General features: G+C 64.1%; 20 protein-coding genes. 1 reads left to right on the top strand and 19 read right to left on the bottom strand.

Annotation, left to right across the window (positions count from 1 at the left end; all coding sequences use genetic code 11):
• Positions 1-8: 8 nt before the first annotated feature.
• The 14 genes from BBTA_RS23175 to BBTA_RS23120 all read right to left on the bottom strand — a co-directional run bounded on the left by BBTA_RS23175 (position 9) and on the right by BBTA_RS23120 (position 14,170).
• Complete coding sequence (locus BBTA_RS23175) at positions 9-1,457, bottom strand: hypothetical protein (RefSeq protein ID WP_012044944.1); 1,449 nt, start codon at positions 1,455-1,457, stop codon at positions 9-11.
• Complete coding sequence (locus BBTA_RS23170) at positions 1,457-1,867, bottom strand: hypothetical protein (RefSeq protein ID WP_012044943.1); 411 nt, start codon at positions 1,865-1,867, stop codon at positions 1,457-1,459. The genes BBTA_RS23175 and BBTA_RS23170 overlap by 1 nt, the downstream gene beginning before the upstream one ends.
• 132 nt (positions 1,868-1,999) lie before the next feature.
• Positions 2,000-2,899 (bottom strand): helix-turn-helix domain-containing protein, encoded by a 900-nt coding sequence (locus BBTA_RS23165; protein ID WP_012044942.1) that lies wholly within the window; start codon positions 2,897-2,899, stop codon positions 2,000-2,002.
• Between the two features lie 34 nt (positions 2,900-2,933).
• Positions 2,934-3,785, bottom strand: a complete 852-nt coding sequence (locus tag BBTA_RS38245) for an HNH endonuclease (RefSeq protein ID WP_012044941.1) — start codon at positions 3,783-3,785, stop codon at positions 2,934-2,936.
• A 158-nt stretch (positions 3,786-3,943) separates the two neighbouring features.
• Positions 3,944-4,588 carry a recombinase family protein gene (locus BBTA_RS23155; RefSeq protein WP_012044940.1) on the bottom strand — a complete coding sequence of 215 codons (645 nt, stop codon included), beginning with the start codon at positions 4,586-4,588 and terminating at the stop codon, positions 3,944-3,946.
• A gap of 786 nt (positions 4,589-5,374) precedes the next feature.
• Positions 5,375-7,585, bottom strand: coding sequence for a VapE domain-containing protein (locus BBTA_RS38240; protein ID WP_012044939.1), 2,211 nt, complete (start codon positions 7,583-7,585; stop codon positions 5,375-5,377).
• A 682-nt stretch (positions 7,586-8,267) separates the two neighbouring features.
• A complete protein-coding gene (locus tag BBTA_RS41850) occupies positions 8,268-8,444 on the bottom strand; it encodes an NUMOD3 domain-containing DNA-binding protein (protein WP_083780693.1) in 177 nt (58 codons plus the stop codon).
• 161 nt (positions 8,445-8,605) lie between these two features.
• A complete protein-coding gene (locus tag BBTA_RS23145) occupies positions 8,606-8,914 on the bottom strand; it encodes a hypothetical protein (protein ID WP_012044938.1) in 309 nt (102 codons plus the stop codon).
• Between the two features lie 186 nt (positions 8,915-9,100).
• The gene (locus BBTA_RS23140; RefSeq protein ID WP_012044937.1) at positions 9,101-9,349 is read right to left on the bottom strand and encodes a hypothetical protein; all 249 of its coding nucleotides are present in this window, start codon (positions 9,347-9,349) and stop codon (positions 9,101-9,103) included.
• Positions 9,350-9,533: 184 nt separating this feature from the next.
• Positions 9,534-10,010 (bottom strand): hypothetical protein, encoded by a 477-nt coding sequence (locus tag BBTA_RS40215; RefSeq protein ID WP_148221488.1) that lies wholly within the window; start codon positions 10,008-10,010, stop codon positions 9,534-9,536.
• Entirely contained in the window at positions 10,007-11,311 is a 1,305-nt protein-coding gene (locus BBTA_RS38235; RefSeq protein WP_012044936.1) for a site-specific integrase, read from the bottom strand. The genes BBTA_RS40215 and BBTA_RS38235 overlap by 4 nt, the downstream gene beginning before the upstream one ends.
• A gap of 375 nt (positions 11,312-11,686) precedes the next feature.
• On the bottom strand, positions 11,687-11,947 hold the full coding sequence (locus tag BBTA_RS23130; RefSeq protein ID WP_012044935.1) for a hypothetical protein: 261 nt from the start codon (positions 11,945-11,947) through the stop codon (positions 11,687-11,689).
• Positions 11,948-12,371: 424 nt separating this feature from the next.
• Positions 12,372-12,623, bottom strand: coding sequence for a histone (locus BBTA_RS23125; RefSeq protein WP_172235939.1), 252 nt, complete (start codon positions 12,621-12,623; stop codon positions 12,372-12,374).
• Positions 12,624-12,724: 101 nt separating this feature from the next.
• Positions 12,725-14,170: a deoxyribodipyrimidine photo-lyase gene (locus BBTA_RS23120; RefSeq protein ID WP_012044933.1), complete on the bottom strand. Its 1,446-nt coding sequence runs from the start codon at positions 14,168-14,170 to the stop codon at positions 12,725-12,727.
• A gap of 125 nt (positions 14,171-14,295) precedes the next feature.
• Between BBTA_RS23120 and BBTA_RS23115 the strand changes: the two genes are divergently transcribed.
• On the top strand, positions 14,296-15,999 hold the full coding sequence (locus BBTA_RS23115; RefSeq protein ID WP_012044932.1) for a Cache 3/Cache 2 fusion domain-containing protein: 1,704 nt from the start codon (positions 14,296-14,298) through the stop codon (positions 15,997-15,999).
• A gap of 9 nt (positions 16,000-16,008) precedes the next feature.
• On the opposite strand, the gene BBTA_RS23110 is transcribed toward BBTA_RS23115, so the two are convergent.
• The 5 genes from BBTA_RS23110 to BBTA_RS23090 all read right to left on the bottom strand — a co-directional run bounded on the left by BBTA_RS23110 (position 16,009) and on the right by BBTA_RS23090 (position 23,277).
• A complete protein-coding gene (locus BBTA_RS23110; RefSeq protein ID WP_012044931.1) occupies positions 16,009-17,313 on the bottom strand; it encodes a TRAP transporter large permease in 1,305 nt (434 codons plus the stop codon).
• Between the two features lie 352 nt (positions 17,314-17,665).
• Positions 17,666-18,271 (bottom strand): TRAP transporter small permease subunit, encoded by a 606-nt coding sequence (locus tag BBTA_RS23105; protein WP_012044930.1) that lies wholly within the window; start codon positions 18,269-18,271, stop codon positions 17,666-17,668.
• Entirely contained in the window at positions 18,264-19,265 is a 1,002-nt protein-coding gene (locus BBTA_RS23100; protein ID WP_012044929.1) for a TRAP transporter substrate-binding protein, read from the bottom strand. The genes BBTA_RS23105 and BBTA_RS23100 overlap by 8 nt, the downstream gene beginning before the upstream one ends.
• Before the next feature lie 269 nt (positions 19,266-19,534).
• Positions 19,535-21,190: a hydantoinase B/oxoprolinase family protein gene (locus BBTA_RS23095; RefSeq protein WP_012044927.1), complete on the bottom strand. Its 1,656-nt coding sequence runs from the start codon at positions 21,188-21,190 to the stop codon at positions 19,535-19,537.
• 2 nt (positions 21,191-21,192) lie between these two features.
• Complete coding sequence (locus tag BBTA_RS23090) at positions 21,193-23,277, bottom strand: hydantoinase/oxoprolinase family protein (RefSeq protein WP_012044926.1); 2,085 nt, start codon at positions 23,275-23,277, stop codon at positions 21,193-21,195.
• Positions 23,278-24,041 lie beyond the last annotated feature (764 nt).

Here is a 24,041-nt window from a genome sequence, read left to right as displayed (position 1 = left end):
TTCTCTGGTCAGCCAAACAGCAGTTGCGGTCGGCGGTCGGCGGCGGACGCCGTGATGAGCGCGCCAGCCGCGCTGTTGCACAGGTCGTCGTGGCCGCCGGGGCCGTGGTCGATGCGGTCTCGCCCGACCGAAGAGGTGTGGCGCTCCAAGGCCGCGAACTGCGAGACGAGTCTGCGGTTGTCGAGCAGGCGCACCCGTCCCGACGTGAAGAGAGGCAGGACGTCTTGGTAGATCGCGGAGCGGTCGCGCGGCGAGTTGCGATAGGTGATGCCGCAGGAGGCGAACGCGGCGACGTTGAACTCGGCCGCGTAGCGGTCGCCCGTCGTCTCGTTCAGGCCGTACTCGCGCAGCGTCCGCGCGATCTGCCCAATCGCCTCCATCGGATTGAACGGCGGCTTGATCTCGATGAGGCAGTCGAGCACGGCGCTGCCGTACTCCTCGTGCGCGATGGCGCAGGTGAAGCTGTCGCCCCGCGCGCCGCTGGGGTCGCAGAAGCTGCGGTAGATGTGGATGGGCTGCGGCGGTCGGACCATGACGCCCTGGTCCACGGCGGACTCGATGACCTCCAGCGGCAGCCAACCTCCGATGTCGTCGCGGAACTCGCCCATCCACTCGGCCGAGGCGGCGGCCGGGTCCTCGGCCAGCGCGCGATCGATAATCTCCTGGGGGATGGTCGGGTTGAGCGTGCGGGTCGGCGCCTGGATGACCAGGACGTCGCCGTCCTTGCCGAAGTGGCTCTTGAACTTCTTGTAGAGCAGCCCGGACTTTCGGTAAGGCGAGCTGATGCCGATGATCATGCTGTTGGACAGCGTCGCCATGGCGGGTGTGATGGCGCGGTAGAGCTCCTCGTCTGGCTTCGCAGTGTTCTCGTCGCGCCAGAACGCCACCTCGTCCAAGACGGCGAGCAGGATAGGCCGGCCGCGCACGGCGCGGAAGCTGTTGGTGGCCACCGCCACGTCCACGCCGTTGCTCAGCTCAAACCCCTCGGCGGTCTCCCGCGTCACCATGCCCGCGAGGAGTGGCAGGTCGGTGAAGTAGCTGCGGATATAGTTGAGGATAATCCTGGCCTGGGCGCGGTCGCAGGCGAGGCACATGACCAGGGCGCGCTCGCCTGGACGCAGGCGGTTTTCCTGGTCGAAGAGCGCGGCGGCAGAGGCCGCGATAAGGGAGGCCACCGCATCCTTGCCGCCGCGCCTGCCTACGACGCACCACATCTCCCGTACCCTGTCAGGCGGCGGAGCGCGGTCGCCCGCCACGGTTCGGAAGAAGGCGTGCTCGGGGTCTGACATGGGCAGGCCGTAGGCCGCCTTGAGGACGGCGCGCCAGCCGTCCCAAGACTCCCCTCGGAAGAACGGCTCGAAGAGCGCCGGATCGTCCATGGCCGTGATGATGCTGGGGGGCGCTAGACTGGCCCTTGCGCGCGGCCCGCCGGTCTTGGGCTTGGTCGCCTTGGCCATCAGTCCTCAGCTTCCTCCGCGTCGTGCGCGGGCTCGGCGTGGCGGGACAGGTGCTCGTGGATGGAAAGCGGCGCAGGCGCCTGAGCCTCCGCCTTGCGCCGTAGGTCCGCCAGGACGCGCCGCTGCTGGCCGGCTAGCTTGGTGATGGTGTCGGCGTCTACGGCCTCGCCCCGGACCTCGGCCGCCTGCAGGTGCTCGCTCTTGAGGGCCAAGAGGGCCGCCTGCCTGATCAGGCTGCGATCTGCCTCCGTTGTGCTCTCGAACTCGCTCTCGTAGCTCCGGACGAGGTCCCGGAAGCGCCGCGCCTGAGCGCTCCGGCCATCAACCCCCATGAGCAGCCGCGTCCCGTTCGTCACGCGGGAGCGGTTGGTGCTTGAAATGTCAGTGACTGATTTGCGAACCTGCTGCATGATTGCCGCCTAACGGGCAAATCAGCTCCTTGGCAATCACCTCATCGATATAAAGATTTTACCCTATGCTACAGAGCCCTGGACCTTTTCCCAGGGCCATCTTCGCTTGTTCCGAAGCGTCTCAGCTCTCCTTTACGGCTGGTCTTTGAGGATTTCCTCTAGTCCCGCGCAGATCTCCTCTCCGTCCTGCGCCAGCTGTCTTAGTAGCGTCACAAATTGCGCTGCTCCTGCGAGCACATGTTGCCCATCAGAGAGCTCAACCAAGGAATTGTACTCATCTACGGTGTTGATGAGCCTCGCGGCTTTCATGCGGAGAGGCTGAGGGAACGACATAACCGCGACACCCGAGGAGCGTAAGCTTGGGGATACGGTGATCATAAGATCTTTTCCAGGAACCCCGCCAGAAATAGCACGGCTTTGTTGGCGCGCTTTTGCCGCCGCTACGATCCGGCGAATCTCGAGGAGTAGGTCCCATGCAATACCAAACTTCTTGCCGAACTCTAGGCTGCGAGCGATCATGTCACGGATCTCATTGTCTTCCATGACGAGTTTGGTCGCATCGTGGCGCCTGTAGTACAGCTTGTCATCCGCCTGATGCGGTGCGTTCTTATGCGCCTTGGGGATGGAGATAACGAAGGCGCATGATCCCTTGCCTTTGGAATTCAAGTCTATTCGATGGACGACGAAGCCTTCTACGCGCGGATTGATGTTGGATAGGATGATCTGCTCGATCTGCTCGGCGCTGACCATCTTGGGGTCCGCTCCGTCGTCAATCCCATCAGGGTAGCCGCCGTTGCGCTCCCTAATGCCGTAGATTATCAGGCCACCCTCCGCGTTGGCCATCGCTGCGACGTCGCAAATCAGATCATGTCGGTGCTTTTCCCCGAGGGTGCCTTTTGAGTTCTTGAGTGGGGTCTTGTCCTTAAAGGCAAGCGCCGCCGAACCCTTGTAGTCGAGGGTGGTCGTTTCCTTTTGGTCCGCTGCGACTAGGTCATCTAAGTCGTTCTCGTTCCACTCGCGTACATCCTTCATCTCTCTTCTCCCAGAGCCGTCGGAAACCCAATTACTATCTTATGAGCCGAGCAAGTTCGCGGCACTCTCCGCCCGCGTGGATCATTGCGTGACAGTTCGCGCACACGATAGCCAGGTCCGACAGCTTTATCTTGCGCCCCTCAGGAGGAGCCTTGTGGAGAGGAGTCAAATGGTGGACTTGAGCGTAACCCTTACCTAAGCTGCCGTAGCGAGCCTCGAAATCAAATCCGCACTTGGGCACCTCACAGACCAATTTGCCAGTTTTGCTGAGTGCTTCGCTTATCTTCGCCCGGCGCATCGCACCTTCGCGTCGGCGATGGATTACAAATCGGCTTCTCTCGGTGCCCTCGAAGCCAGACAGTTCAAGATCTTCTGCGCTAATCTTGACTGGGAGCGGCGCTGTACCGCGAACCATAACGCAGCGACCGGTGGCGAGGTCGTACTCAGTGATTGCCCAAGCAGTGTCGTCGAGTCGGCGGGCGTTGACCTTAGACGGCTTAGTGCCATCGGACTGTGGGCCATCAACGAATATGACGCGAAGCGGAAGAGCCTCGCTGTAGGCGAGCCAGAGATGCTGGTCAAAATCGTTTGCTCGCTTGTTTGAGCTGCCAGTTCCGGGCTCGGTTCGAGGCTTAATCCACTTGCCTCGATTGATCTCGTAATAGAGCTCGCCGCTGCGCTGCTTGAGGCTCTCATACCAAAGGCAGGCGACGACAAATTCGCCTGGTTGAAGGAAAGACCAGTTGTAGCAGTATTTAGGATTGCTGGCCGCACGGGTAGCCCCACCCTTCATGTCGGCCCATTTCGACACATCCATGCCGAGGGACTGCAAGATATCCATGACAAGGAGGCGCGTCTTCGGTGCGAGGTCGGCGCGAGCGGTCATTCACTATCCGATTGGAAGAAGGTTGGGCCTCAATTTAGCTTTGCCTAGTTGTAAGGCAAGGGGTCGAAGCTACGATGGATGCTCAAGCGTCCCGAATTCGTCGGGGCGGACTCGGTCGGCCAACTACCTTGGGCGTTTGCCTTTTCAACTACCTTTTTTCAAGAGGAGAGGCGGCTTAGCACCCTCTTGACGGTCGCCGCGTGCCATTGACCGCCTTGCGGTGCAGGAATGGTGCGCGCGTTGAGCTCCGATGCCATCTTGGCGGGGGACAAACCAGCGAGTTCGGCGAGCACGGGACGCAACTGCTCGGCGCGCCGCAGTGCCTCCTCGCGGTTGGCGATGCCCTTGGCGTTGAGGCCGCCGAGCTTGACGCCCTGCGCCTTCTTGGCCGCGAGCGCGTCGCGCGTGCGCTGGCTGATGAGGCGGCGCTCCTTCTCGGCGAGGGCTGCGTAGACGTGGAGCATGAACGGATCGGCGTCGGCGCCGAGCTCCGCCACGATGAAGGGCGTCCGGTGCATCATCAGGCCGCTGATGAAGTGCACGTCGCGGGAGAGCCGGTCCAGCTTGGCCACGATGATCGGCGCCTTGTGCTTCTTCGCCGTCTTGAGCGCGGCGGCTAGCTGCGGGCGGCGTTCAAGGGCGTCAGCGCCCTTACCGGTCTCAACCTCGGTGAACAACTGGACGAACTCGTAGCCCTCGGCCTCGGCGAAGCGGGCGAGCGCCGCCTGCTGGGCCTCCAGGCCAAGGCCGGACTTGCCTTGCCTGCCGGTGGAGACGCGGACGTAGGCGACTGCGGGCTTCATCGTGGGGCTCCGTTGAGACATAGCGACCAGGGTTGACCCGTTCTGCCGGTTGCCATTTTTTCCGTACACCGCAGCGAACGCGGTGCTGCATCGCGTCGGATGCGGCCCTGGCGATTAGCGCATAGGCGCGGTGGGCGCGGCGCTTCGCTCTGGGTCACATCACCAAGGGCGGGACGCTGAAGACGCACCGGCGCGCGTCTAATGCGATCTGGTTGGCCATGCCGGTGCTACGGGACTCGGAGGAGCGCGGTACAGGAGCAGTGGGGTGGTTGTGCTGCCAGGGGCAGCGAAGTCGCGCCGGTGGGCTCCTAATGCGATCTGACGCCCCGGCGCGGGCGGGGGCCAGGGCTCATTTTCTTTCTGGCTTGAGGTTTTGGAAGTTCGTGCCCGGGGAGAGCCATAGGGCTGGGGACTGACGCACCGTCGCGCTCCGTGCCGAGTATCCGAGAACGCTGACGTCTGCCTGCAATGCGGGGGAGGGCTTTGCCCGCCCGACCTCGCCCGACCACGCCTTCACAGGTCGGGCGAGAAAAATCGTAGCCGTTGCAGTCATTTGCCCGACCGCCCAACCTCGCCCAACCATTATATAAGACTTACTACGGATGCAGCTTGCGCACGACTGTGCAGGAAAGCGGCGATCCCAATTCGTAGGGACTATAGGCGCACAGGCCGGGCGAGGTTGGGCGGGTTGGGCAAGCTACTGTTCTGTCGTCATTTTTTGCCGCCCGACCTATGGATGCGCGGTCGGGCGGGTCGGGCGCGCAGGCCGGGCGAACGGAGTAGGCCTTACTCCTCACGTTGGGGCAGAGAGCGCCAATAGCCTCGAACACGCTGCCCGTCGATGACCAGCTTGTCATGGTGGCGCTCCCACCCGACCTGCTTCATGGTTGTGCTCAGCCGCATCGTTATCGTCTGCGTTTGCCGCTCGCGAGGCACCTGAAGCACGTGCTGGAGCAACGTTGCGGTGGCGACGCACTGCCGGTCGCCAACAACATGAATTATGCGAACGGCGCCGACGGGCTCCTGCTCTCCCGGACGGACGCGGATATGTTCCGCATGTCCGTTCTGGTCGATGTACGCATGCGTCGGCATGTCGTCCAAGATATCCTCCCAGGGATCACGGATGCGGCGCGCATCCTGCTCGACACCTGCTGCGCTCCATAGTGAAGGATCGAGCGTGATCGCCTCTCCGCGTTTCTCGTAGGCTGCGGCCTCCCCGAGCAGTTGGATCCGGTCGCGCTTCAGCTTGTCCAGATCTATCGGGGCGAGCACTTTGATGGGCCAGAACCGGCGATTTCCCGTTTGCGATTGTAGGTAGGTGTCTGCGTTCGTCGTGCCGACATCGATCGAGTGCCTGGGCTGCCGCTTGACCACCCGACCGTAGGCTGGGCGGGCAATATCTTCTTGACGGCTCGCGTAGGCCTTCACCGTCTCGACTTCCTGCTTCTTCATGCCCGCGAGTTCGGCATTCTCGTGGATCCATACCGTCGAGAGTTGTTCTTGAATTTCGCGGGACTGCCGGCCGATGATGCTCTCGTCGGAATAAAACTGGTCCCCGGCGATGACCCGCCAGAAGCCGCTCTTGTTCCAGCCCTCCGGGCTCTCGAGAACGGTGATGTTGTCGAACTTGCAGCCTGGATGCCTCGCCCGCCGGACCGCGGCGATCATGGTCTTGCGAATGAATGCTCGGTTGACCAGTGTATCCTCGGCGTTGAGGTAGTCCACCGCCATACGATCCAGGCGGGGTTCTCCGTCCCACGCGGCTTCTGCCTCGTCCAGCATATCGCAGACGGGATCGTACTGGTGATCGATCGCGATCGACCGGACCGCGTCCAGCATCACCTCGCTGCCGAAGTTGGCGCCGAAAGCATCGGACGCTATTCTACGCAAGGCAATGATCGCGTCGTCCGATAGTTCTCCGGCCAACTGCTGAACCTCGTGCGAGACTTCGCCCGTGTGGCCGATGAAGAGGCGTGATTGAAAGACATCTTGCTTGCACTTGATCCCGAGCGCGTTGAGCGCGACGCGGGCGTTGTGCAGCGTGGGCTTCGGCTCACCGGTCTTGAACTGCTCCCGCCACCTCGGCCGCGACGCTCCCTCTCGCCGCTTCCAGTCTGGGCAGGTTTCGTTTGCATAGTGGAAAACCGTGCCGATCGTGCATTGCGTCAGCTCCTTGCAGTCCTCCCACTTTCGCTCGACTTCGCGATTGTCGTACTTGTCGGACTTCGCCGACCATCGGTCGAATAGGTCGAATCCTTCGTCCCCGAATTCGTCATGCAGGGCAGCGCCGATCCTGAGCCATACTTGGTAGTCGTCGCTTGCAATGACTTCCAATGCACGCTCGACCTCCGCGCGGTCCGCCGGAGCGGTGTTCTTGAGCGGTCGGCCGCGTTCGCGCTGTGGTGAGCCGACTTCGGCCGGAGACGAGCAGGCGTCGGCCAAGACGATATCGGCGAAGTCGCCATCGACGATCTCGGTCCTGACCGGAGTCCCGTCCACCCAGACGCCTTTGCTGATCTCGATCTTGCGGGCCGTGCCGTAGTAGAATGCCTGCGAGAGCGTATAGCTCTCGGGTCCGACCTCGATGTCGAGTTTTGCGGCCGCCGCCCGCGACAGGCTGGCGTACTCTGACGGCGGCCGCTCGCGGGAAGTTGGTAAAAGCAGGCGCAACCTTGGCCGGTCCGTCGTATAGCTTGGGCTGCTGTGGACTATTCCGCGAATGCCGGCGGCCTTCAGCCGAGCTACCGCATCTTGGAACGACATCTGTTCCTTGTCGTAGTCAAGATGGACCATGCTGAACGAAAGCACGTTCGCGTTGTGCCGTAGGCTGCGTGTCTTGGGATTGCGGTCGTCGCCGAACCGACTGCCCCTAAGGAGGGGCAACTGCTGCTTTGTCGGAGCCTCCGCTGACCATATGCGCTCGGCGAGCTCGCCGAGCGTCACTTCCTCAGAAGTCAGTTTGGTCCCCCGCTCGTTGTTGAAGAAAGCGACGGGCATCCTGTGGTCAGAAATGGCGATGGGGTACCGCTTCGGTGTGGCGTCGAGAAGGGAGACAGCAGATACTGACCCTACAGTAAGTCCAACTTCTTCTGTGCTAGCTGGATTGTGAGGGGGCTCGGCGCGAATTTGTTCGAGTGGCGCGGGACTTCGGACGCGGCTGACAAGGACGTCGGAAGTCGGCTCCGCTTCATCAAGGTGATCGGGAAGCCAGTCGGCGTATCGCAAGAAGGAATTTTCGGCTCCTGATCCAGCCGATGGAAGCGCAGCCCTCATGACGAGCGCTCCATCACGGCCGACGTCAATTCGATCCACTTGTTCCGTCTGCAATCGAAGAGTGCGAGTTGAAGCTGCGCAATGCGAGCAGCCCGCTCTCTGCGCGTCAGGAAGGGCAGCGTGTGGCCTGCGCGCCTCTTCGACGATAGCGGAGACTTGCGTCCTCCGCCGCTTCCCGATACATCGTTCTTGCTCATGAATATTCTCCACTTCGCCGCGCCCGGGTGTGCCAACCCTGGCGCGGCTTTTCGTTTGCGCAGAGCCGCGCACGCGGCAGCGCGTGTTGATCTGAACCTAAGTGGGGGACTGCAATGGACCGCTTCCGGCTTGGGTGATGCAATGGGCGCGATCCGCGGTACGATCGCGCAGGCCGGTGGATCTAGCTGCCGCGCGTGCGCGGCAGGCCTTAAGCTGCGCTCGTTGCAGCCAGTTCAGTGTCTGCGTCGATGCGCTTGAATTCGACGCGCCACCGCCGCTTCATCGTCGCAGATATCTTGGCCTTCGTCTCTGGACTGCATGCGCGGCCTCTCTTCGACTCGCTGATCTTCCTCTTGGCTGCTTCGGTGTGCCGCCACTTGGGCATGGTGTATTCTCCTCGCTTGGATTTAACCCTTGCTAGTTCTCACTGCTTCGTATTGTTTTGCAAACCTGCATTTTTGCGGGTGATTTATGGGTAGACAGAGAAAACGCATAGCTGCGCCTAGTAAATCTAGGGGGCTTTGGCTGCGTTCTCTACGGGCGCGGTCAATGCGGCCGATCGGGAGGAACGAGGGGCAGGCCATCATCTCCGTCACCGGCAATCTCCCTGTACTTCTTAGCCATGCGCAAGGCCATAAGTCCGATCTGACAGTGATCAAAATTGGCAACCTCGACGGGGTCGGCCTGAGCAATAGCTTGCTCGCAGCCTATGATATTGCGCTGTAGGGTGTCGCGTAGGTTTGGGTCGATAATGTTCGAAGCGAGCTGATTGCGAAACTGCCCGAGTAGGATCTGCAGGGCTTCGCGCATCTTCAAAAGTTTCGCGCGCTGGATATCCAAGGTCTGATCTGACATCTTCCTTGCCGTTCTCAGTGTGGTCCCTTGCTATCCGCCGGGAGCGCGTAGAATTTGAATGGTCCGCGCGGGATTGATTGCGCAGCTTTGCGACTGTTGCGGCGTACCTCTTCCTCAGTTGCCAGCAACTCGCCGGCCAACGAATAGAACGCGTTCAAGATCGGATCGACTGGGCCATCCATAAGTTCAGCTATTTACAGTGAGCGCCTTCGCAGCAGTCCGCACTTCGCACAGTCGCTCGTACGCCTCGATAGCGGCCAATTCGAAGAAGCGGATGCGATTGGCGAAGTAGATCGGCCGGGGCATGTCGGGATCGCGAGCGAGCATGCGCGCCAGGGTCGTAAACGAGATGCCGCCCAAGCGGTCGCAGTACTGGCGGGCCGTGATGAACTTTGCGTCTGCGGGGACCGGGACGGGCGCGCGCAGGCCGAACAAGGCTCGTGGTCTGGCCGTCTCTAGGCGAGCTGAGACGCGCGTAGCGTTGTTGAGATTTGGAAGTTCTAGATCATGGTGCGCGGAGCGCCTGCCTGCCGTCGCCATTCCTGCGGTCCTCAGTTGCGCCTTGCGGCTGTCTGAGAATCAGTACGGCGGACGTGGAAAAGATGCTGCCCCTGGAAGACTAGGGTCTTTTGGGGGATTTTGCTCGGCGATGGGACTTCTTTAGTTCGTTGAACAAGGCTTCTTCGTTTGTATCCCACCGGTCCGCCGCGATGCTCTCTGCGGACGGCTCGGTCGTACGCTTTACCTTGCTGTAGTGCTGTTTCCAAAGTGCACGGATGCGCCGGACGTCTTCTGCTGCTCGCTTGGTCGGATTGTACTGACGGGACGGGAGGCGCTTGCCGTGTCCCTTCTTTGGCAATCGTAAGAACCGAGCAAGGTAGGGCAGTGCGTCTTTCAAAGGTCTAATGTCACGTTCAATATCTGCTTGCTCTATCGCCCATTCTAGATAGTTCGCGGGATCAATGGCGTTTTTACCAGAGAGGTCTCGCTGGAGTTCTTCAAGGTCCATCATGTTGAGCTGATGGTTGACCCATTGGGTCATCGCCAACTTCTCGCGAGCGGTATTACATTCCCATTTTGGAAGTTCATCGCTCACGACACGACCCTCCGCAGGTGCTCCGCCCACTTCTCCAGCGCCTCGCGCTTTTCATTTGCATAGGCAGCGCGATTGTAGATCCCGGCCACGCTCGCCTTGTGTCCGCTGATGTGGTTCAGGATCGCCTCGATGACGTGCGGCTGGATGCCGATCTCGGCCATGCCCGTTGCCGCCGATCTGCGGAGGTCGTGGAACACCCAGGGCTCGATGTTGAGCAGGTCGTCTATCCTTGACTTTGCCTTGGAGAAGCCGCTCACGGGCGCGCGGCCGTTCGTGCTGAACACGTACTTGCTGTTCGGCACGCGCTGCACCTCCGCCAGCACTTCCTTGGCGAGCGACGAGAGCGGCACGTCGTGGGGCAGGGCGTTCTTCGTGCGGCTTCCCGGAAGCCGGATTGCCTCGTCCGTCAGCTCGGTGTCGTGCAGCCTTGCGATCTCGTTCAGCCGCTGTCCGGTGAGCAGCAACAGCTTCAGCATGGGGCCGAACGGGGAGCCGAGGGTCGTGCACGCCGCCCAGAACTTCTTGATCTCAGCGTCGCTCAGGAACCTGCGCCGGGACGGAGAGTTCGGCGGCTTGCTCAGGCCAAGAACCGGGTTGACCTTGATGCGCCGCTCTCGGTGCAGCCATTTGAACAAGGCGGACAGGGCGGCGGCCATGTGCCGGCCGCGCGCGTCGGATGGAGCGGCGCTCCTGCGAGCCATCCCCGGAACGCCGTGTCGCCGCGCCTCGGCGATCAGCGCGTAGATTTCGTCGCCGTCGAAGTCCAGCACCGGCTTGTCGCGGAAGCGGTCCGCCAAGCCGCCCTTGACGATCGCAGGCTCGTCCTTGGAGAAGTCCCAGCCGAGGAGGCGTGCCTCCTCGATCCAGCGGCGGGGCTTCTCGCCGGTCTTGCGGGTCGTCCGCTCCTGGATGAAGAGCTTCGCCGCGTCTGCGAAGCTGTTGGCGCTGCGCTCTTCGATCTGGAGACGCTTGCGGTGCCGGTCGCTGCGCTGGACCGCGATGACGTCGATATCCTGCGCGCGCTGCCGGGCGATCTCGTTGGCCAGCACGCGAGCGGCGGTCAGGGTGAGGGGGTGGCCGATCTGCGGAGCGCGGGTTTCGTCGCCGGTCGTGTCCAGGGGTCCAAGGGTCAGATTGCCCTGCTTGCCGCCGGGGCGGCGGAAGCGCATCGCCCACACCTTGCGCCCGCTCGGGTGAACCACGAGGCGCAATCCAGGGGCGCCCGAGTCGGGCACCTCAACCCGGTGCTCGCCCGGCTTGAGCTTCAGCACGGCCGTAGCCGTGAGCATTCCTTTCGCCATCCGATGCTCTCCCCCAGCCTAAGAGCACCCTCGCGCGCGTAAACCAAGCGTAAACAAATGAGGGCGTTTTGGACTGCGGCTCATTGATAGCACCAATGAGCCACACTATGCCATATCCCCTGAAAAACATGGGGTTTTTGGCCGTCGGGGAGGGGTGTTACTGAGGGGGAGTGTTGCGCCTTGAAGGACGATGTCGGCGCAATCGAAATCCGATGCTCTATCCAGCTGAGCTACGAGCGCAAAATGTGCAGGCCGAACCGGCGAGGCCCTCGATATCAGACTTGGCGGGGCAAGGCCAGCCTTCGCGGCGCTCGGGTGCACGACATTCGAGATCGGCCGAATGCGCAGACTGCCGCAACGGCGTCGATAACCCCATCAGAAGCAGGGATGGCGGCGGCGGTCCTGGCCGATATAGGTCGCCGCGCTCTGGTAGCAGTGATTGGTCGAAGGGCCGTCATAGAAGGCGAAGGTGCCAGGCAGCGGACCGGGCCCGTAATTGTGCAGGAAGCTGATCGTGTAAGGCAGGCCGTGATGGTGGTGGTGGTGACGATGATGACTGCGGGCCTCCGATGCCGCGGGAACCAGGGTGGCTGCAGCCAGGATCAAGGCGGCGACGAACATGGGAAGCTTGCTCATGTGGTGTCTCCAAGGAAGCAGACGACAGCAGGTCGCCTGCGCAGTCTAACGTCAAAGGGCCGGGGAGGGAGGCACAATACGGCATCTCTTGCCAAATCTTCGGCAGCCAATCAGCCTCTGTCCAAACCCCATCGTTACCTTGGTGGTTGCGCACCTTCGAACATCGAAAAAGGTCGGAGCCCAGCCCGGGACGATGTTCCGAATGCAGCAGCCTGAGGCGGCAACCCGGCCAATCGCCGCGTGGCGATCGTCAATTGTCCGCTATCAGCTCTGCGGACGCCGCTGTCCAAACTCAGCGTCTTCGTATCGAGCAATCCACGAAACAATCCAGCGCCAGATCGTCCCCACTACCGGGCACTGGATTGTTTCGCCGAGACCGGCAGTGCAAGCGATCGCCTGCTGCCTTCAGTCCCGACCAAGCGGATTAGCGCTTGGCCTTCTTCGTCTTCTTGGCGACCTTTTTCGCCGTCTTCTTCGCAGTCTTCTTGGCGGCCTTCTTCACGGTCTTTTTGGCCGACTTTTTGGTCGCGACCTTCTTGGCTTTGGCGGCGGCCCGCTTGGGTGCAGCCTTCTTGGAGGTCTTCTTCGCTGCCTTCTTGGCCGCGCGCCTGGCCTTCGGGGCCGCCGCGACCACCGGATCCTTCGGCGGCTCGGCGGGCGTGCTGGTCTCGGTCACGGTAGGGTCAGAGAGTGGAGTGTCGTCCATATCGGTCCCCCGATGTGTTGGAAACACGGCAACGATAGCTGGATTCTGCCGGCTGTCAAAGCGCACCGCAACTAATCACTTGTGCGCAGGCTCGCATAGGCGGCCAACGCACGCTCCCGTCCGTGCCTGTGATCGACGACCGGCGCCGGGTAGGAGCGGCCGAGCACGACGCCGGCCTCGGCGAGCTCGAGCGGTTTGGCCGCCCAGGGCTGATGGATCAGGGCGGCCGGAAGCCGCGCCAGTTCCGGAACCCAGCGTCGCACATAGGTCCCGCTGGAGTCGAACTTCTCGCCCTGCAGCACGGGATTGAAGACGCGAAAATAGGGGGCTGCGTCAGCGCCCGAGCCGGCCACCCACTGCCAGCTCGCCGGGTTGCTGCCGGGATCGGCATCAACCAGCGTGTCCCAGAACCATTGTTCGCCGAGTCGCCAGTCGATCAGGAGATGCTTGACCAGCAGCGAGGCTGCGACCATGCGGACCCTGTTGTGCATGCTGCCGGTGTGCCAGAGCTCGCGCATCCCGGCATCCACGATCGGATAGCCGGTTTGCCCGCGCTGCCACGCCCGCAACGCCGCAGCATCCTGCGACCACGGAAATGCGTCGAAGGAGGGCTGCAGATTGCGGGTTGCGAGGTCAGGATTGTTGAACAGCAGGTGGCGGCTGAACTCGCGCCAGCCGAGCTCGCTCAGGAACTTGTCGATGCCGCGCGCGAAGGCCGGCTGCTGCTCGGCGGCGAACCGCGCCGCGTGCCAGATCTGACGCGGGCTGATTTCGCCGAAGCGCAGATGCGGCGATAGGCGCGAGGTTGCCTCGATGTCCGGCCGGTCGCGATCGGCGGCGTAGCCGCGCACGGTGGTCTCGAGGAACTTTGCCAGCCGCGCCTGCGCGGCGCGCTCGCCGGCGCGCCAGGTCGTGCGCAGACCGCCGGCCCAGTCGGGGCTGGTCGGCTCCAGCGCCAGCTTGTCGACCGTGAGGCTCGCAACGCCCGATGGCGACGACAGCCGCACCGGAACGGGCAGCGGCTTCGGCGGATCGCCCAGGGCGAGCACGCGCTTCCAGAATGGCGTGAACACACGCGGACCGCGGCCATCCTTGCCGCGCAGTTCGGCCGGATCTATCAGCAGGTCGTCGGCAAAGACACGCGACTTGACGCCGATCGCATCGAGCGCCGCCTCGACCTCTGCGGCCACGGCGCGCGGTCCGGTCTGGGCCACATCGTTCCAATAGACCGCGCTCGTGCTCGCCTCGCGCGCCAGCTCGCTGATCGCCTTCGCCGAAGGTCCGCGCCGGATCACGAGCTTGACGCCAAGCGCGTCGAGCTCGTCTTGAAGCGCGCGCAGTGATTGCGCCAGCCACCAGCGCGACGCGCCGCCGAGGGGGCGAAGCGCAGCACTCTCAGTATCGTAAACGTAACAGCATATGACGGGCGCGCCGGACGTGGCCGCTGCATGCAACGCCGGGTGGTCCGACAGGCGTAGGCTCTCGCGAAACCATACTACGATGGGGGAAAAAGACATCACTAGGTATCTGGTTGCCGTTTTCAAGGAGGCACGAGGGTATTCTACGCGCCGGAAAATAACTGGTTGGAAACCAACTACGGGCAGTTTGAGATTCAGTTGCAGTTCCCCAGAAGGTTTCTGACGTGTCTCTCAAGTTGAAGCTCGGCACCAAGGCGCTGATCGGCGCCGCGGTCGTGATCGCTTTGAATACAGCTCTCGTGGTCGGTGCCGCCTATTGGTCGCTGTCGTCCGATTTCGCCGATCGTGCCAAGCGGGACATTGAAGGCAATCTGCGCACCTTCGCCTTGACCTTCGCCGAGACGTTCAAGGACGCCAAGGTGAGCATGCAGAACGGCGCGGTCACCCGTATCGAGGTCCCCACGATTTCCGACATCAAGGACCATGCGATCGTCGATCGCGCCACGTCCTATGTCGGTGGCAGCGCCACGCTGTTCGTCGTCGATGACAACGGGCAGTTTGTGCGGCGCTCGACCAATGTGAAGAAGGAGAATGGCGACCGCGCGGTGGGCACCCAGCTTGCCGCCGACCATCCTGCGCAGCCGCTGCTGCGGCGTGGCGAGGCCTATAAGGGCCCGGCGGTCCTGTTCGGCAAGCCGTTCATGACCGCCTATTTCCCGGTGACGAATCCGGCCGGCAAGGTCATCGGCATTCTCTATGTCGGCGTGCCCATGGCCGAGCTCGACGCCATGCTGTCGCAGGTGATGCAGACCATGATGGTCGCCGCCGCCATCGCTGCTCTGCTGGTGCTTGGCTTGACCATGCTCGCCGTGCGGCGCGTCACCAAGCCATTGACCGCTGTGACAGAAGCCCTGACGGCGATCGCCGACGGCCGCGAGCACGTCGAAATCGGATCCGACGACCGCAGTGACGAGATCGGCGAGATCGCCCGCAGCCTCATGTTCTTCCGCAGCGCCGCCGGCGAGCGGCGGCGGATGCGCGAGGAGCAGGCGGCCGCGGCTGCGGCTGCCGTCGAACAGCGCAAGACCGAGTTGCAGCGCTTTGTGAATTCGTTCCAGGCCAGCATCGGCGGCATCATCGAGAACGTGCTGACGTCGGCGAGCGAGTTCGAACGCGAGGCCCGCCAGCTGACCCAGGCCGCGCGCACCACCGCCGACCTGTCGGGACAGTCGGCCGGCGCCTCCGAGACTGCGTCCGAGCACGTCCGCACCGCAGCAGCCGCCTCGGACGAATTGTCCGGTTCGATCGCCGAGATCATCCGCCGCGTGCAGGAATCCAATGCGATCGCGGCCGAGGCGGTCAACCAGGCTACCGCCACCGACCAGCGCATCAAGGAGCTGTCCGACGCCGGCAACCGTATCGGCGACGTCGTCAAGCTGATCACCTCGATCGCCGAGCAGACCAACCTGCTGGCGCTGAACGCCACCATCGAGGCCGCCCGTGCCGGCGATGCCGGGCGCGGCTTCGCGGTGGTCGCCCAGGAGGTCAAGACGCTCGCCGGGCAGACGGCCAACGCGACCGAAGAGATTTCCAGCCAGATCGCCAATATGCAGACCGTGACCCAGGAATCGGTCGACGCCATCAAGGCGATCGGCGCGACCATCGAGCGCATCAACGGCATCGCCGCATCGATCTCGGCCGCGGTCGAGCAACAGCGCGCGGCCACGCAGAATATCACCCAGAGTGTCCGTTCGGCCGCGAGCGGGACCGCCGAGGTCGTCAACAACATCCGCAGCGCGGCGCGCGGGGCGGGCGAGACCGGCGAAAGCTCCAACCGGATGTTCGCCTCGGCGCAAGCGCTGTCCGGCGAGAGCCTGCGGCTGAAGGCCGAGGTCCAAAAATTCCTCGACAACATGCAGGCGGCCTGACACGGCGGCTCACCCATACAGCAGCCGGGGCAGGATCGTCACGATGCCCGGGAACAAAGTGAGCAGCAGCACGAAGGCGATCATGATGATCAGATAGGGGGCGGTTACGCGGGCGATATAGCCCAGGCCGTCCTCGGTCAGGCCCTGGATCACGAACAGGTTGAAGCCGACTGGCGGCGTGATCTGGGCCATCTCGACCGCGAGCACCAGGAAGATGCCGAACCAGACCTCGTCGAAGCCCGCGCCCTTCACGATCGGCAGCACGATCGGCAGGGTCATCACGATCATCGAGAAGCCGTCGAGGAAGCAGCCGAGGATCAGATAGAACACGATCAGCACGGCGATCAGCATGAACGGCGACAGGCCGAGCCCCTTGACGAAAGCGGCCACCGCCTGCGGAATGCCGAGGAACGCCGCAGCATTGCCGAGGATCGAGGCGCCGAGCACGATCAGCGCGATCATCGAGCAGGTGATGACCGAGCCGATCATCACATCCCGGACCACCTGCTGCGACATCGCGCCCTGGAAATACGCCACCAGCGCCGCGCCGAGCACGCCGACGGCGGCGGCCTCTGATGGCGTGGCGAGCCCGCCATACATCGAGCCCAGCACGCAGGCGATCAGGAACAGCGCTGGCGCCAGATCCTTCAAGGCTGCGAAGCGCTCGGCCCAGGGCACAAGCGACAGCTGTGCCTCGGCATTCGGCACCATCGCGGGCTTCAGCGTGGTGTGCAGCATGACCCAGCCCATGAAGGTGCCGGCCAGCAAGAGACCCGGCAGCACGCCGGCCGTAAAGAGCTTTAGAATGGAAACATCGCCGAGCACGCCATAGATGATCATGATGTTCGACGGGGGGATCAGGAAGCCGAGCGTGCCGGCGCCGGCCAGCGAGCCGATCGCGATGTCGCGCGAATAGCCGCGGCGCAGCAGCTCGTTGAGCGACATCCGGCCGATCACCTGCGTGGTCGCCGCCGACGAGCCGGAGATCGCGGCGAAGATGGTGCAGCCGATGACGTTGACGTGGAGCAGGCGGCCTGGCAGCAGCCCGGCCCATGGCGCCAGGCCCTGGAACAGCGAGCGCGACAGCCGGGTGCGGAACAGCAGCTCGCCCATCAGGATGAACAGCGGCAGCGCCAGCAGCTCCTGGGTGGTCAGGATGTTCCAGGCATATTGCGGAAGCAGCTTGTCGAGCGGGATCGAGCGGAACATTGCCAGCAGCAGCGTGGCGGTGAAGGCGAGCGTGAGCCCGATCCACAGCCCGCCGGCGAGCAGCGCGAACAGGATGACGAAGAGAGCGATGACTTCGATGGTCATGGGGAGGGGGAGTCCGCGGTGAGGATGGCGGGCGGGAGGAGTCCGGCGGAGGAGGGGGCAGCAGCATCAGTTGCTATCTGGCCGAGGTGGGCACAGAGGCTGCGGCGAGCGCGGTGCAACCTCGCCCCGCTTGCGGGGAGAGGTCGGATTGCATCGCTAGATGCAATCCGGGTGAGGGGGGCCCTCCGCACGGTCGGTGGGCGTGGCTGCCCCTCATCCCAACCCTCTCCCCGTAAGAACGAGAGGGAGCGCAGCGCGTGCGGGGTGAGAGCTCGCCTATTCGTTAGCTGGCGACGACGGATGTCGGCTGCCGCCAAAAGCAAAGTGACCCTCGTCGTGTCGGATCGCCCCTTCATTCGACCGGCGATGCCTTCATGCGGTGGTCCTCCAGCGGCAGTCCCAGCGCCGCCTGGATCGCGCGGGCGAGGAATTGCAGGGTCAGCAGCAGCATGCCGAACGTCACGACGGCCTGCGGGAACCACAGCGGGGTGTCGCTCGAGGTAGAGACCTGGCCGCGGACGAAGGAGCTCCAGGCGAACTTCGTCATCGCCGAGGTCAGGAACGCCATGAAGGCGAAGCCGGCGGCGGCGGCCAGCACCTCCAGCGCGCGCTGCAGCGGCGCCGGCACGTTCTTGAGCAGCAGCACCACGCGGATGTGGCCGCCGACGCGGAGCGTCATGGCGGCGCCGAAGGTGAACGAGGCGGCCATCAGGTAGGACGAGTACTCCCAGGCGATCGAGATCGTCGGCGGGAAGAACGGCAGCACGTTCGACAGCGCCCGCGTTGTGACCTCCGCCAGCATCAGCGCGGTCAGCGTCAAGAGACAGCCGCCGCCGATCCAGCCATCGAGCCGGCCGAGCCGGTCGATGACATCGAGCATGATGCGCAGCGGCGCGGGCGCCGCTGCATTGAGGCTCGCTCGTTCGCCCGGCGAGGGGGCTTCAACGATCTCAGCCACGCTTCATCTCGGCGAGATAGGCCTTCACCGGCGCGTCCGCTGCGGGCACCCGCTTCAGGAAGGCTTCCATCTGCGGCGCGGTCTTGGCGCGGATCTCCGTCATCATCGCGTCCGAGACCGGCACCACCTCCATGCCGCCTTCCTTGAGCCGATTGAGACTGTCGACATCGGCCTTGAGCGAGTTGGCCCAGAAGGTCGTCTCCATCTTCGCTGCGACGTCGCTAACGATCTTCTGCTGCTCGGGCGTCAGTGCTTTCCAGGAATCGAGGTTGACGTTGAGCATCTGCGACGACCAAACATGATTGGTCGGGTAGACATATTTGAGGAACTCCCAGAACTTGCCGTCGACGCCGGACACCGACGAGGTCGAGACGCCGGCGACCGCGCCGGAGGCCAGCGCCGGGATGGTCTCGCCCCAGGGAATCATGACCGCGGCCATGCCGATGGCGTTGAGCATGTCGACCGCGTTCTTGTCGGGCACGCGGATCTTGATGTTCTTCAGCCCGGCGACGTCGGAGGTCTTGACCTTGAGATGCAGGTACTGCGTCGGCCACGGCACGATGTAGAGGATCTTCTGGTTGTTGCGCGCGGCGATCTTCTCGTATTCCGGCCGCACATATTTGTGCAGCACTTTGAGCTCGTCCATCGAGCCCGCGAGGAAGGGAATGCTCTCGACGCCCATGAACGGTTCGTCGCCGACCTGCTGGATGTTGAGCACGTCCGCCAACGGCACCAGGCCGTCGCGCACCGCGCGCAGATGCTCCGGGCCCTTGAAGCCGAGCTGCCCGCCGGCCTTCACGGTGATGTTGACCGCGCCATTGGTCTGCTTCTTCACCTCCTCGGCGAAGGCCATCGCGTTCTGGGTATGGAAGTTGCCGTCGGGCCAGACCGTGGACATGTCCCAGTTGGTCGTGGCGGCGCGGGCTCGGGTCGAGACCTGTGTTGCGGCGAGCAGGGTGGCCGCACCTGCCGTGAACGTCCGTCGCGTGATCATGGGTGTCTCCGCTTCGTTGCTGAGTTACGAAAAATGGAAGAGGCGTGGCGAGCTGTGTGGTCGCGGCCATCCTTCGAGACGCCCGCCTGCGGCGGGCTCCTTAGGATGAGGACACGTTGCGCGGCCAGATGCTGATCATCTCCATGGGGACTTTTCTCATGGTCAATGTGCAGCATCGATCTCGGTACTAAACCCTCATGGTGAGGAGTGTCGCCCTTGCGACGCGTCTCGAACCAGGAGGCCACAAATGTCCTGGCGGGCATGAGATTTCACCGCGCCTGTCCGTAGAGCTTTGCCGCATTGTCCGCCGATACCAGTCCGCTCTCGACATCACCTTGCACCAGCTCCGCGCCGCGTTCGCGGGGATCGCCGATGCCGGCGCCGCCCGGTGTCAGCACCACCAGCCGGTCGTCCGGCGGTACCGTCTGAAAACCCTTGCCGCGCAGCTTCTTTCCCGATTTGAGGCCGACATAGCCGGCCTCGCCATTGTGGCCGCCGTCGCGGCCGCGGGGCGGGTGGTCGATGCGGTCGAAGGCGGCGAGGATGTCGAACGGCGCGTCGACGCCGCTGCCGACCTCGATGATCTGGCCGAGGCCGCCGCGGGTGCGGCCGGGGCCGCCGGAATCCGGCCGCAGCTCCTTGCGCCAGAATATCAAGGGCGTCTGCGTCTCCGCGATCTCGACCGGCGTGCCGCGCACGCCGGAGGGGTAGGCGGTGGCCGACAGCCCGTCCTTGTCGAAGCGGGCGCCGGTGCCGCCGTTCGAGGTCACCGCCATCGAGAACCCGTAATTGCCGCCGGCGCCGGAGCGGGTCTGGCCGCGGACGTTGAGATTCCACAGGCACGAGGTGCCTTCGGCCGGCACGCGCTCCGGAATGATCTGACGCAGGCAGCCGAACACGACGTCGGGCAGCATCTGGCCGATGACGTGGCGCGAGGCGACTGGCGCCGGCTTCGGCGCATTGAGGATCGCGCCCGAGGGCGCCGAGACGGTGAGTGGCGACAGCGAGCCGGCATTGTTGGGGATCGCGGACGCCACCACGCAGCCGAGCCCGAACACGGTGTAGGCCGTGGTGTAGGACAGCGGCACGTTGATGCCGAACTTCGAGGCGGGCGAGGTGCCGTCGAAATCGACATGGATGCCGTCATCGCTGATGGTCAGCGCCGCCTTCAAGGTCACCGGCGCATCATAGCCGTCGACCACCATCTCGTTGCGCCAGCTGCCCTTGGGCAGCTTCGCGATCTCAGCCAGCACGGCCTCGCGCGAGCGGTCGCAGATGTAGTCGCCGAGTTCGTCGAGCGAGGCGATGCCGAACTCCGTCATCATCTCGACCAGGCGCTGGCAGCCGACATCGTTGCAGGCGGCGAGCGAATAGGTGTCGCCCTCGGTGTCGACCGGCAGTCGCGTGTTGGCGCGGATCATCGCCATCAGCGTCTTGTTGACGACGCCCTGGTCGATCAGTTTCAGCATCGGGATGTACAGCCCCTCCATGAACACGTCGGTGCCATCGGGGCCGAAGCCGATGCCGCCAATGTCCATCAGATGGCTGGTGCAGGAGAACAGTGCGACCGGCTGGCCGTCCTTGAAGCAGGGCGTGGTGACGACGAAGTCGTTGAGATGGCCGGTGCCCATCCAGGGATCGTTGGTGATGTAGGCGTCGCCCGGCTTCATCGTATGAATCGGAAAGTGCGCGATGAAGTGTTTCACCGACTCGGCCATCGAGTTGACGTGGCCCGGCGTGCCGGTGACGGCCTGCGCCAGCATGCGCCCCTTCAAGTCGAACACGCCGGCGGAGAGGTCGCCGCATTCGCGCACGATCGGGCTGAAGGCGGTGCGCAGCAGCACCTGGGCCTGCTCCTCGACCACGGCGATCAGCCGGTGCCACATGATCTGCAGGTCGATCAGACTGGTTTGTGATGCGCTCATCTTCAGGCTGCCTTCCGTTCCATGACGATGCTGCCGGCGCCGTCGATATGCGCGTCGAAACTATTGGAGATGAAGGTCGAGGTCTCGTCCTCGGCGATCACGGCGGGGCCGGCGATCACGGCACCCGGCGCCATCTGTTCGCGGCGATACAGCGGGATCTCGACGAACTGTCCGGCACGGCCGTCGAAGAATTTGCGATAGCCGGCGGCTTGTCCTGCGGGTCTGCGCGTCACCGCGGCGACGGCCGGCGGCTGGCGCGCGTCCGTCGTCGCCAGCACCGACCAGCTCAGCACCTCGATCGCGGCGCCGGGAATGGCCCGTTCGAACAGCGCGGCGTAGCCGGCCTCGAAGGTCTTACGCAGTGCGGGCAGATCATCGACGGTGAGTGCACGGTTCGGCAGCTCGACGCTGATCTCGTGGCCCTGACCGACATAGCGCATGAAGGCGGCGCGGCGCTCGCGCACCGGCGCACCGGCCGCACCCGGCTCGACCAGGGCACGGGCCTCATCGGCCATCTCCTGCAGCAGACCGGAGACGAGCGCCGTGTCGAAATCATCGAGCCGGGCGTGGCGGCTACGCACCAGCTCATAGGCGATGGGCGCTGCGAGGAAGCCGACTGCCGAGCCGACGCCGGCATTGGAGGGGACGATCACCCGGGAGACGCCGATCTTCTCGGCGACGCGGGCGGCATGCAGCGGCGCGGCGCCACCGAACGCAATCAGCGTGTGCTGGCCGATGATGGCGCCGCGCTCGACGGCGTGGACGCGCGCCGCGCTCGCCATGTTCTCGCACACCACTTCGTGCACCGCGTAGGCGGCGGTCTCGGCATCGAGGCCGAGCGGCGCGCCGACGTCGCGGAGCAGGGCCTGTCGCGACAGCTCGGGATCGAGCTTGATGGTGCCGCCGGCGAACGCGTCGGGATCGATCATGCCGAGCGCGACGTCGGAATCGGTGACCGCCGGACGTTGCCCGCCGCGGCCGTAGCAGGCCGGTCCCGGCTCGGACGAGGCGCTCTCCGGGCCGACGGTGACACGCTTCATCGCGTCGATACGCGCGATCGAGCCGCCGCCGGCGCCGATTTCGACCATCTCGATGACGGGAATGCGCACCGGCAGGCCGGAGCCTTTGAGGAAGCGCGCGGCGCGGTCGACCTCGAACACGCGTGAGCTCTCCGGCTCGAAGTCCTCGATCAGGCAGATCTTGGCGGTGGTGCCGCCCATGTCGAACGACAGGACCTTGCGCTCGCCAAGCCGGGCCGCGATCTGGCCGGCGAAGATCGCGCCACCCGCGGGCCCGGATTCGACGAGCCGCACCGGAAAGCGCCGTGCGGTGTCGATCGAGGTGACGCCGCCGCCGGAGGTGACCAGATAGATCGCGCCGCGGAACTGCTCGATCCGGAGCGCCTGCTCCATGCGCGCGAGATAGCTGTCCATCAGCGGCTGCACATAGGCGTTGGCCACCGCGGTCGAGGTCCGCTCATATTCCCGGATTTCGGGACAGACCGCCGAGGAGAGCGTGATCGAGACGCCGGGCATCTCTGCGGCCAAGATCTCGCCGGCGCGCCGCTCATGGGCCGGATTGGCATAGGCGTGAAGGAAGGCGATGGCGATGCTGGTGACATTCTGCGCGCGCAATTGTGGAACCAGCGCGCGCACTGCCGCTTCATCGAGCGGCAGTCTGACGTCACCATGGGCATCGACGCGCTCGGGCACGGTGAAGCGCAGGGCGCGCGGCACCAGCGGTTTCGGCTTGTCGATCGAGAGGTCGTACTGATCGTAGCGGCTCTCGGTTCCAATATCCAGAACATCGCGGAAGCCTGATGTGGCGATCAGCGCCGTCCTGGCGCCGCGGCGCTCGATGATTGCGTTGGTGGCGAGCGTGGTGCCGTGAATGAAGACGTCGATATCGGAGATGCGCGCCTTCGCATCGGCGAGGATCAGGCGCGTGCCATCCAGCACGGCCTGCTCGGGCTGCGTCGGCGTCGTCAGCACCTTGCGTGTGCGGCGAAGCTCGCCGATGTCGAGAACGATATCGGTGAACGTGCCACCGATATCGACGGCCAGCCGGACTTCGGCTCCTTCAAGCATTCGATAGATCTCCGCAACGAATTGGTGGACGAGTTGAGCAAGTCCTATGCCATTGCGCCAGCGGAGATGTGTCTTGCTGCTCTGCATTTGTGCGGTGCGGACTTGAGGTCGTGATAGGGGGCGCGCTCAATCTTGCTGATCGACGATGTCGTTGTTCGCTCGTGCGTCGACGCGACGTCGCGTGCAGCGCTTCGCTGCCGACCCTACGCCCCGCCGTCGTCCCGGCGAACGCCGGGACCCATAACCCCAGGGAGTCGTTTGGGGCAGGCTGGTCGTTTGCCACCTTTCGCCTCATGTCCGCCGCGGCGGATGGGTCGCGGATCAGCGCCGCGTCGCGCTGGCGCGCGCCGCGGCTTGTCCGGGACGACAGCGGAGATTGCAGCGCGTGCTGAGCAGCTCGAACACAAGCGTTCTCGTTCCCGCGGCACTTCACGCCCGAGTTCTGCGATCAGTTCACCCTCACACAAAATGAGAGGGCGCAGGGAATGCCGGGTGAAGGCCTCACCCATGGCCCGCCTGCGAAAGAAAATGCAGGCGGCAGGTACCACAGGTTCAGCCGAACATCCGGCATTCCCTGCGCGGTGTCTTCACGCTTATACACAGTCTCCCTGGTGCGCCGGGCTTGTTGGCCACCATGATCCGCGCGATGCGTCAGCATCGCTGCGAACGTAACACCAGCTTCGGGGTGTCAGGACGCTGCGACTTCACGTCCGCTGGGCATGCCGGTCGTCTGCGCATCGAGCGCGTCCGGCATGACCTGCGGC

Source organism: Bradyrhizobium sp. BTAi1 (genome assembly GCF_000015165.1).
Classification (GTDB): domain Bacteria; phylum Pseudomonadota; class Alphaproteobacteria; order Rhizobiales; family Xanthobacteraceae; genus Bradyrhizobium; species Bradyrhizobium denitrificans.
Note: the sequence above shows the minus strand (reverse complement) of the source record. Positions and strands in the feature narration are given on the sequence as shown.

Coding starts and splice junctions, on each gene's coding strand:
- BBTA_RS23165 (WP_012044942.1), bottom strand. CDS start 2,899: ATGAAGGATGTACGCGAGTGGAACGAGAACGACTTAGATGACCTAGTC.
- BBTA_RS23110 (WP_012044931.1), bottom strand. CDS start 17,313: ATGACCATCGAAGTCATCGCTCTCTTCGTCATCCTGTTCGCGCTGCTC.
- BBTA_RS38245 (WP_012044941.1), bottom strand. CDS start 3,785: ATGACCGCTCGCGCCGACCTCGCACCGAAGACGCGCCTCCTTGTCATG.
- BBTA_RS23170 (WP_012044943.1), bottom strand. CDS start 1,867: ATGCAGCAGGTTCGCAAATCAGTCACTGACATTTCAAGCACCAACCGC.
- BBTA_RS23095 (WP_012044927.1), bottom strand. CDS start 21,190: ATGAGCGCATCACAAACCAGTCTGATCGACCTGCAGATCATGTGGCAC.
- BBTA_RS23120 (WP_012044933.1), bottom strand. CDS start 14,170: ATGTCTTTTTCCCCCATCGTAGTATGGTTTCGCGAGAGCCTACGCCTG.
- BBTA_RS23145 (WP_012044938.1), bottom strand. CDS start 8,914: ATGTCAGATCAGACCTTGGATATCCAGCGCGCGAAACTTTTGAAGATG.
- BBTA_RS23175 (WP_012044944.1), bottom strand. CDS start 1,457: ATGGCCAAGGCGACCAAGCCCAAGACCGGCGGGCCGCGCGCAAGGGCC.
- BBTA_RS38240 (WP_012044939.1), bottom strand. CDS start 7,585: ATGCCCGTCGCTTTCTTCAACAACGAGCGGGGGACCAAACTGACTTCT.
- BBTA_RS23090 (WP_012044926.1), bottom strand. CDS start 23,277: ATGCTTGAAGGAGCCGAAGTCCGGCTGGCCGTCGATATCGGTGGCACG.
- BBTA_RS23155 (WP_012044940.1), bottom strand. CDS start 4,588: ATGAAGCCCGCAGTCGCCTACGTCCGCGTCTCCACCGGCAGGCAAGGC.
- BBTA_RS38235 (WP_012044936.1), bottom strand. CDS start 11,311: ATGGCGAAAGGAATGCTCACGGCTACGGCCGTGCTGAAGCTCAAGCCG.
- BBTA_RS23100 (WP_012044929.1), bottom strand. CDS start 19,265: ATGATCACGCGACGGACGTTCACGGCAGGTGCGGCCACCCTGCTCGCC.
- BBTA_RS23130 (WP_012044935.1), bottom strand. CDS start 11,947: ATGAGCAAGCTTCCCATGTTCGTCGCCGCCTTGATCCTGGCTGCAGCC.
- BBTA_RS41850 (WP_083780693.1), bottom strand. CDS start 8,444: ATGCCCAAGTGGCGGCACACCGAAGCAGCCAAGAGGAAGATCAGCGAG.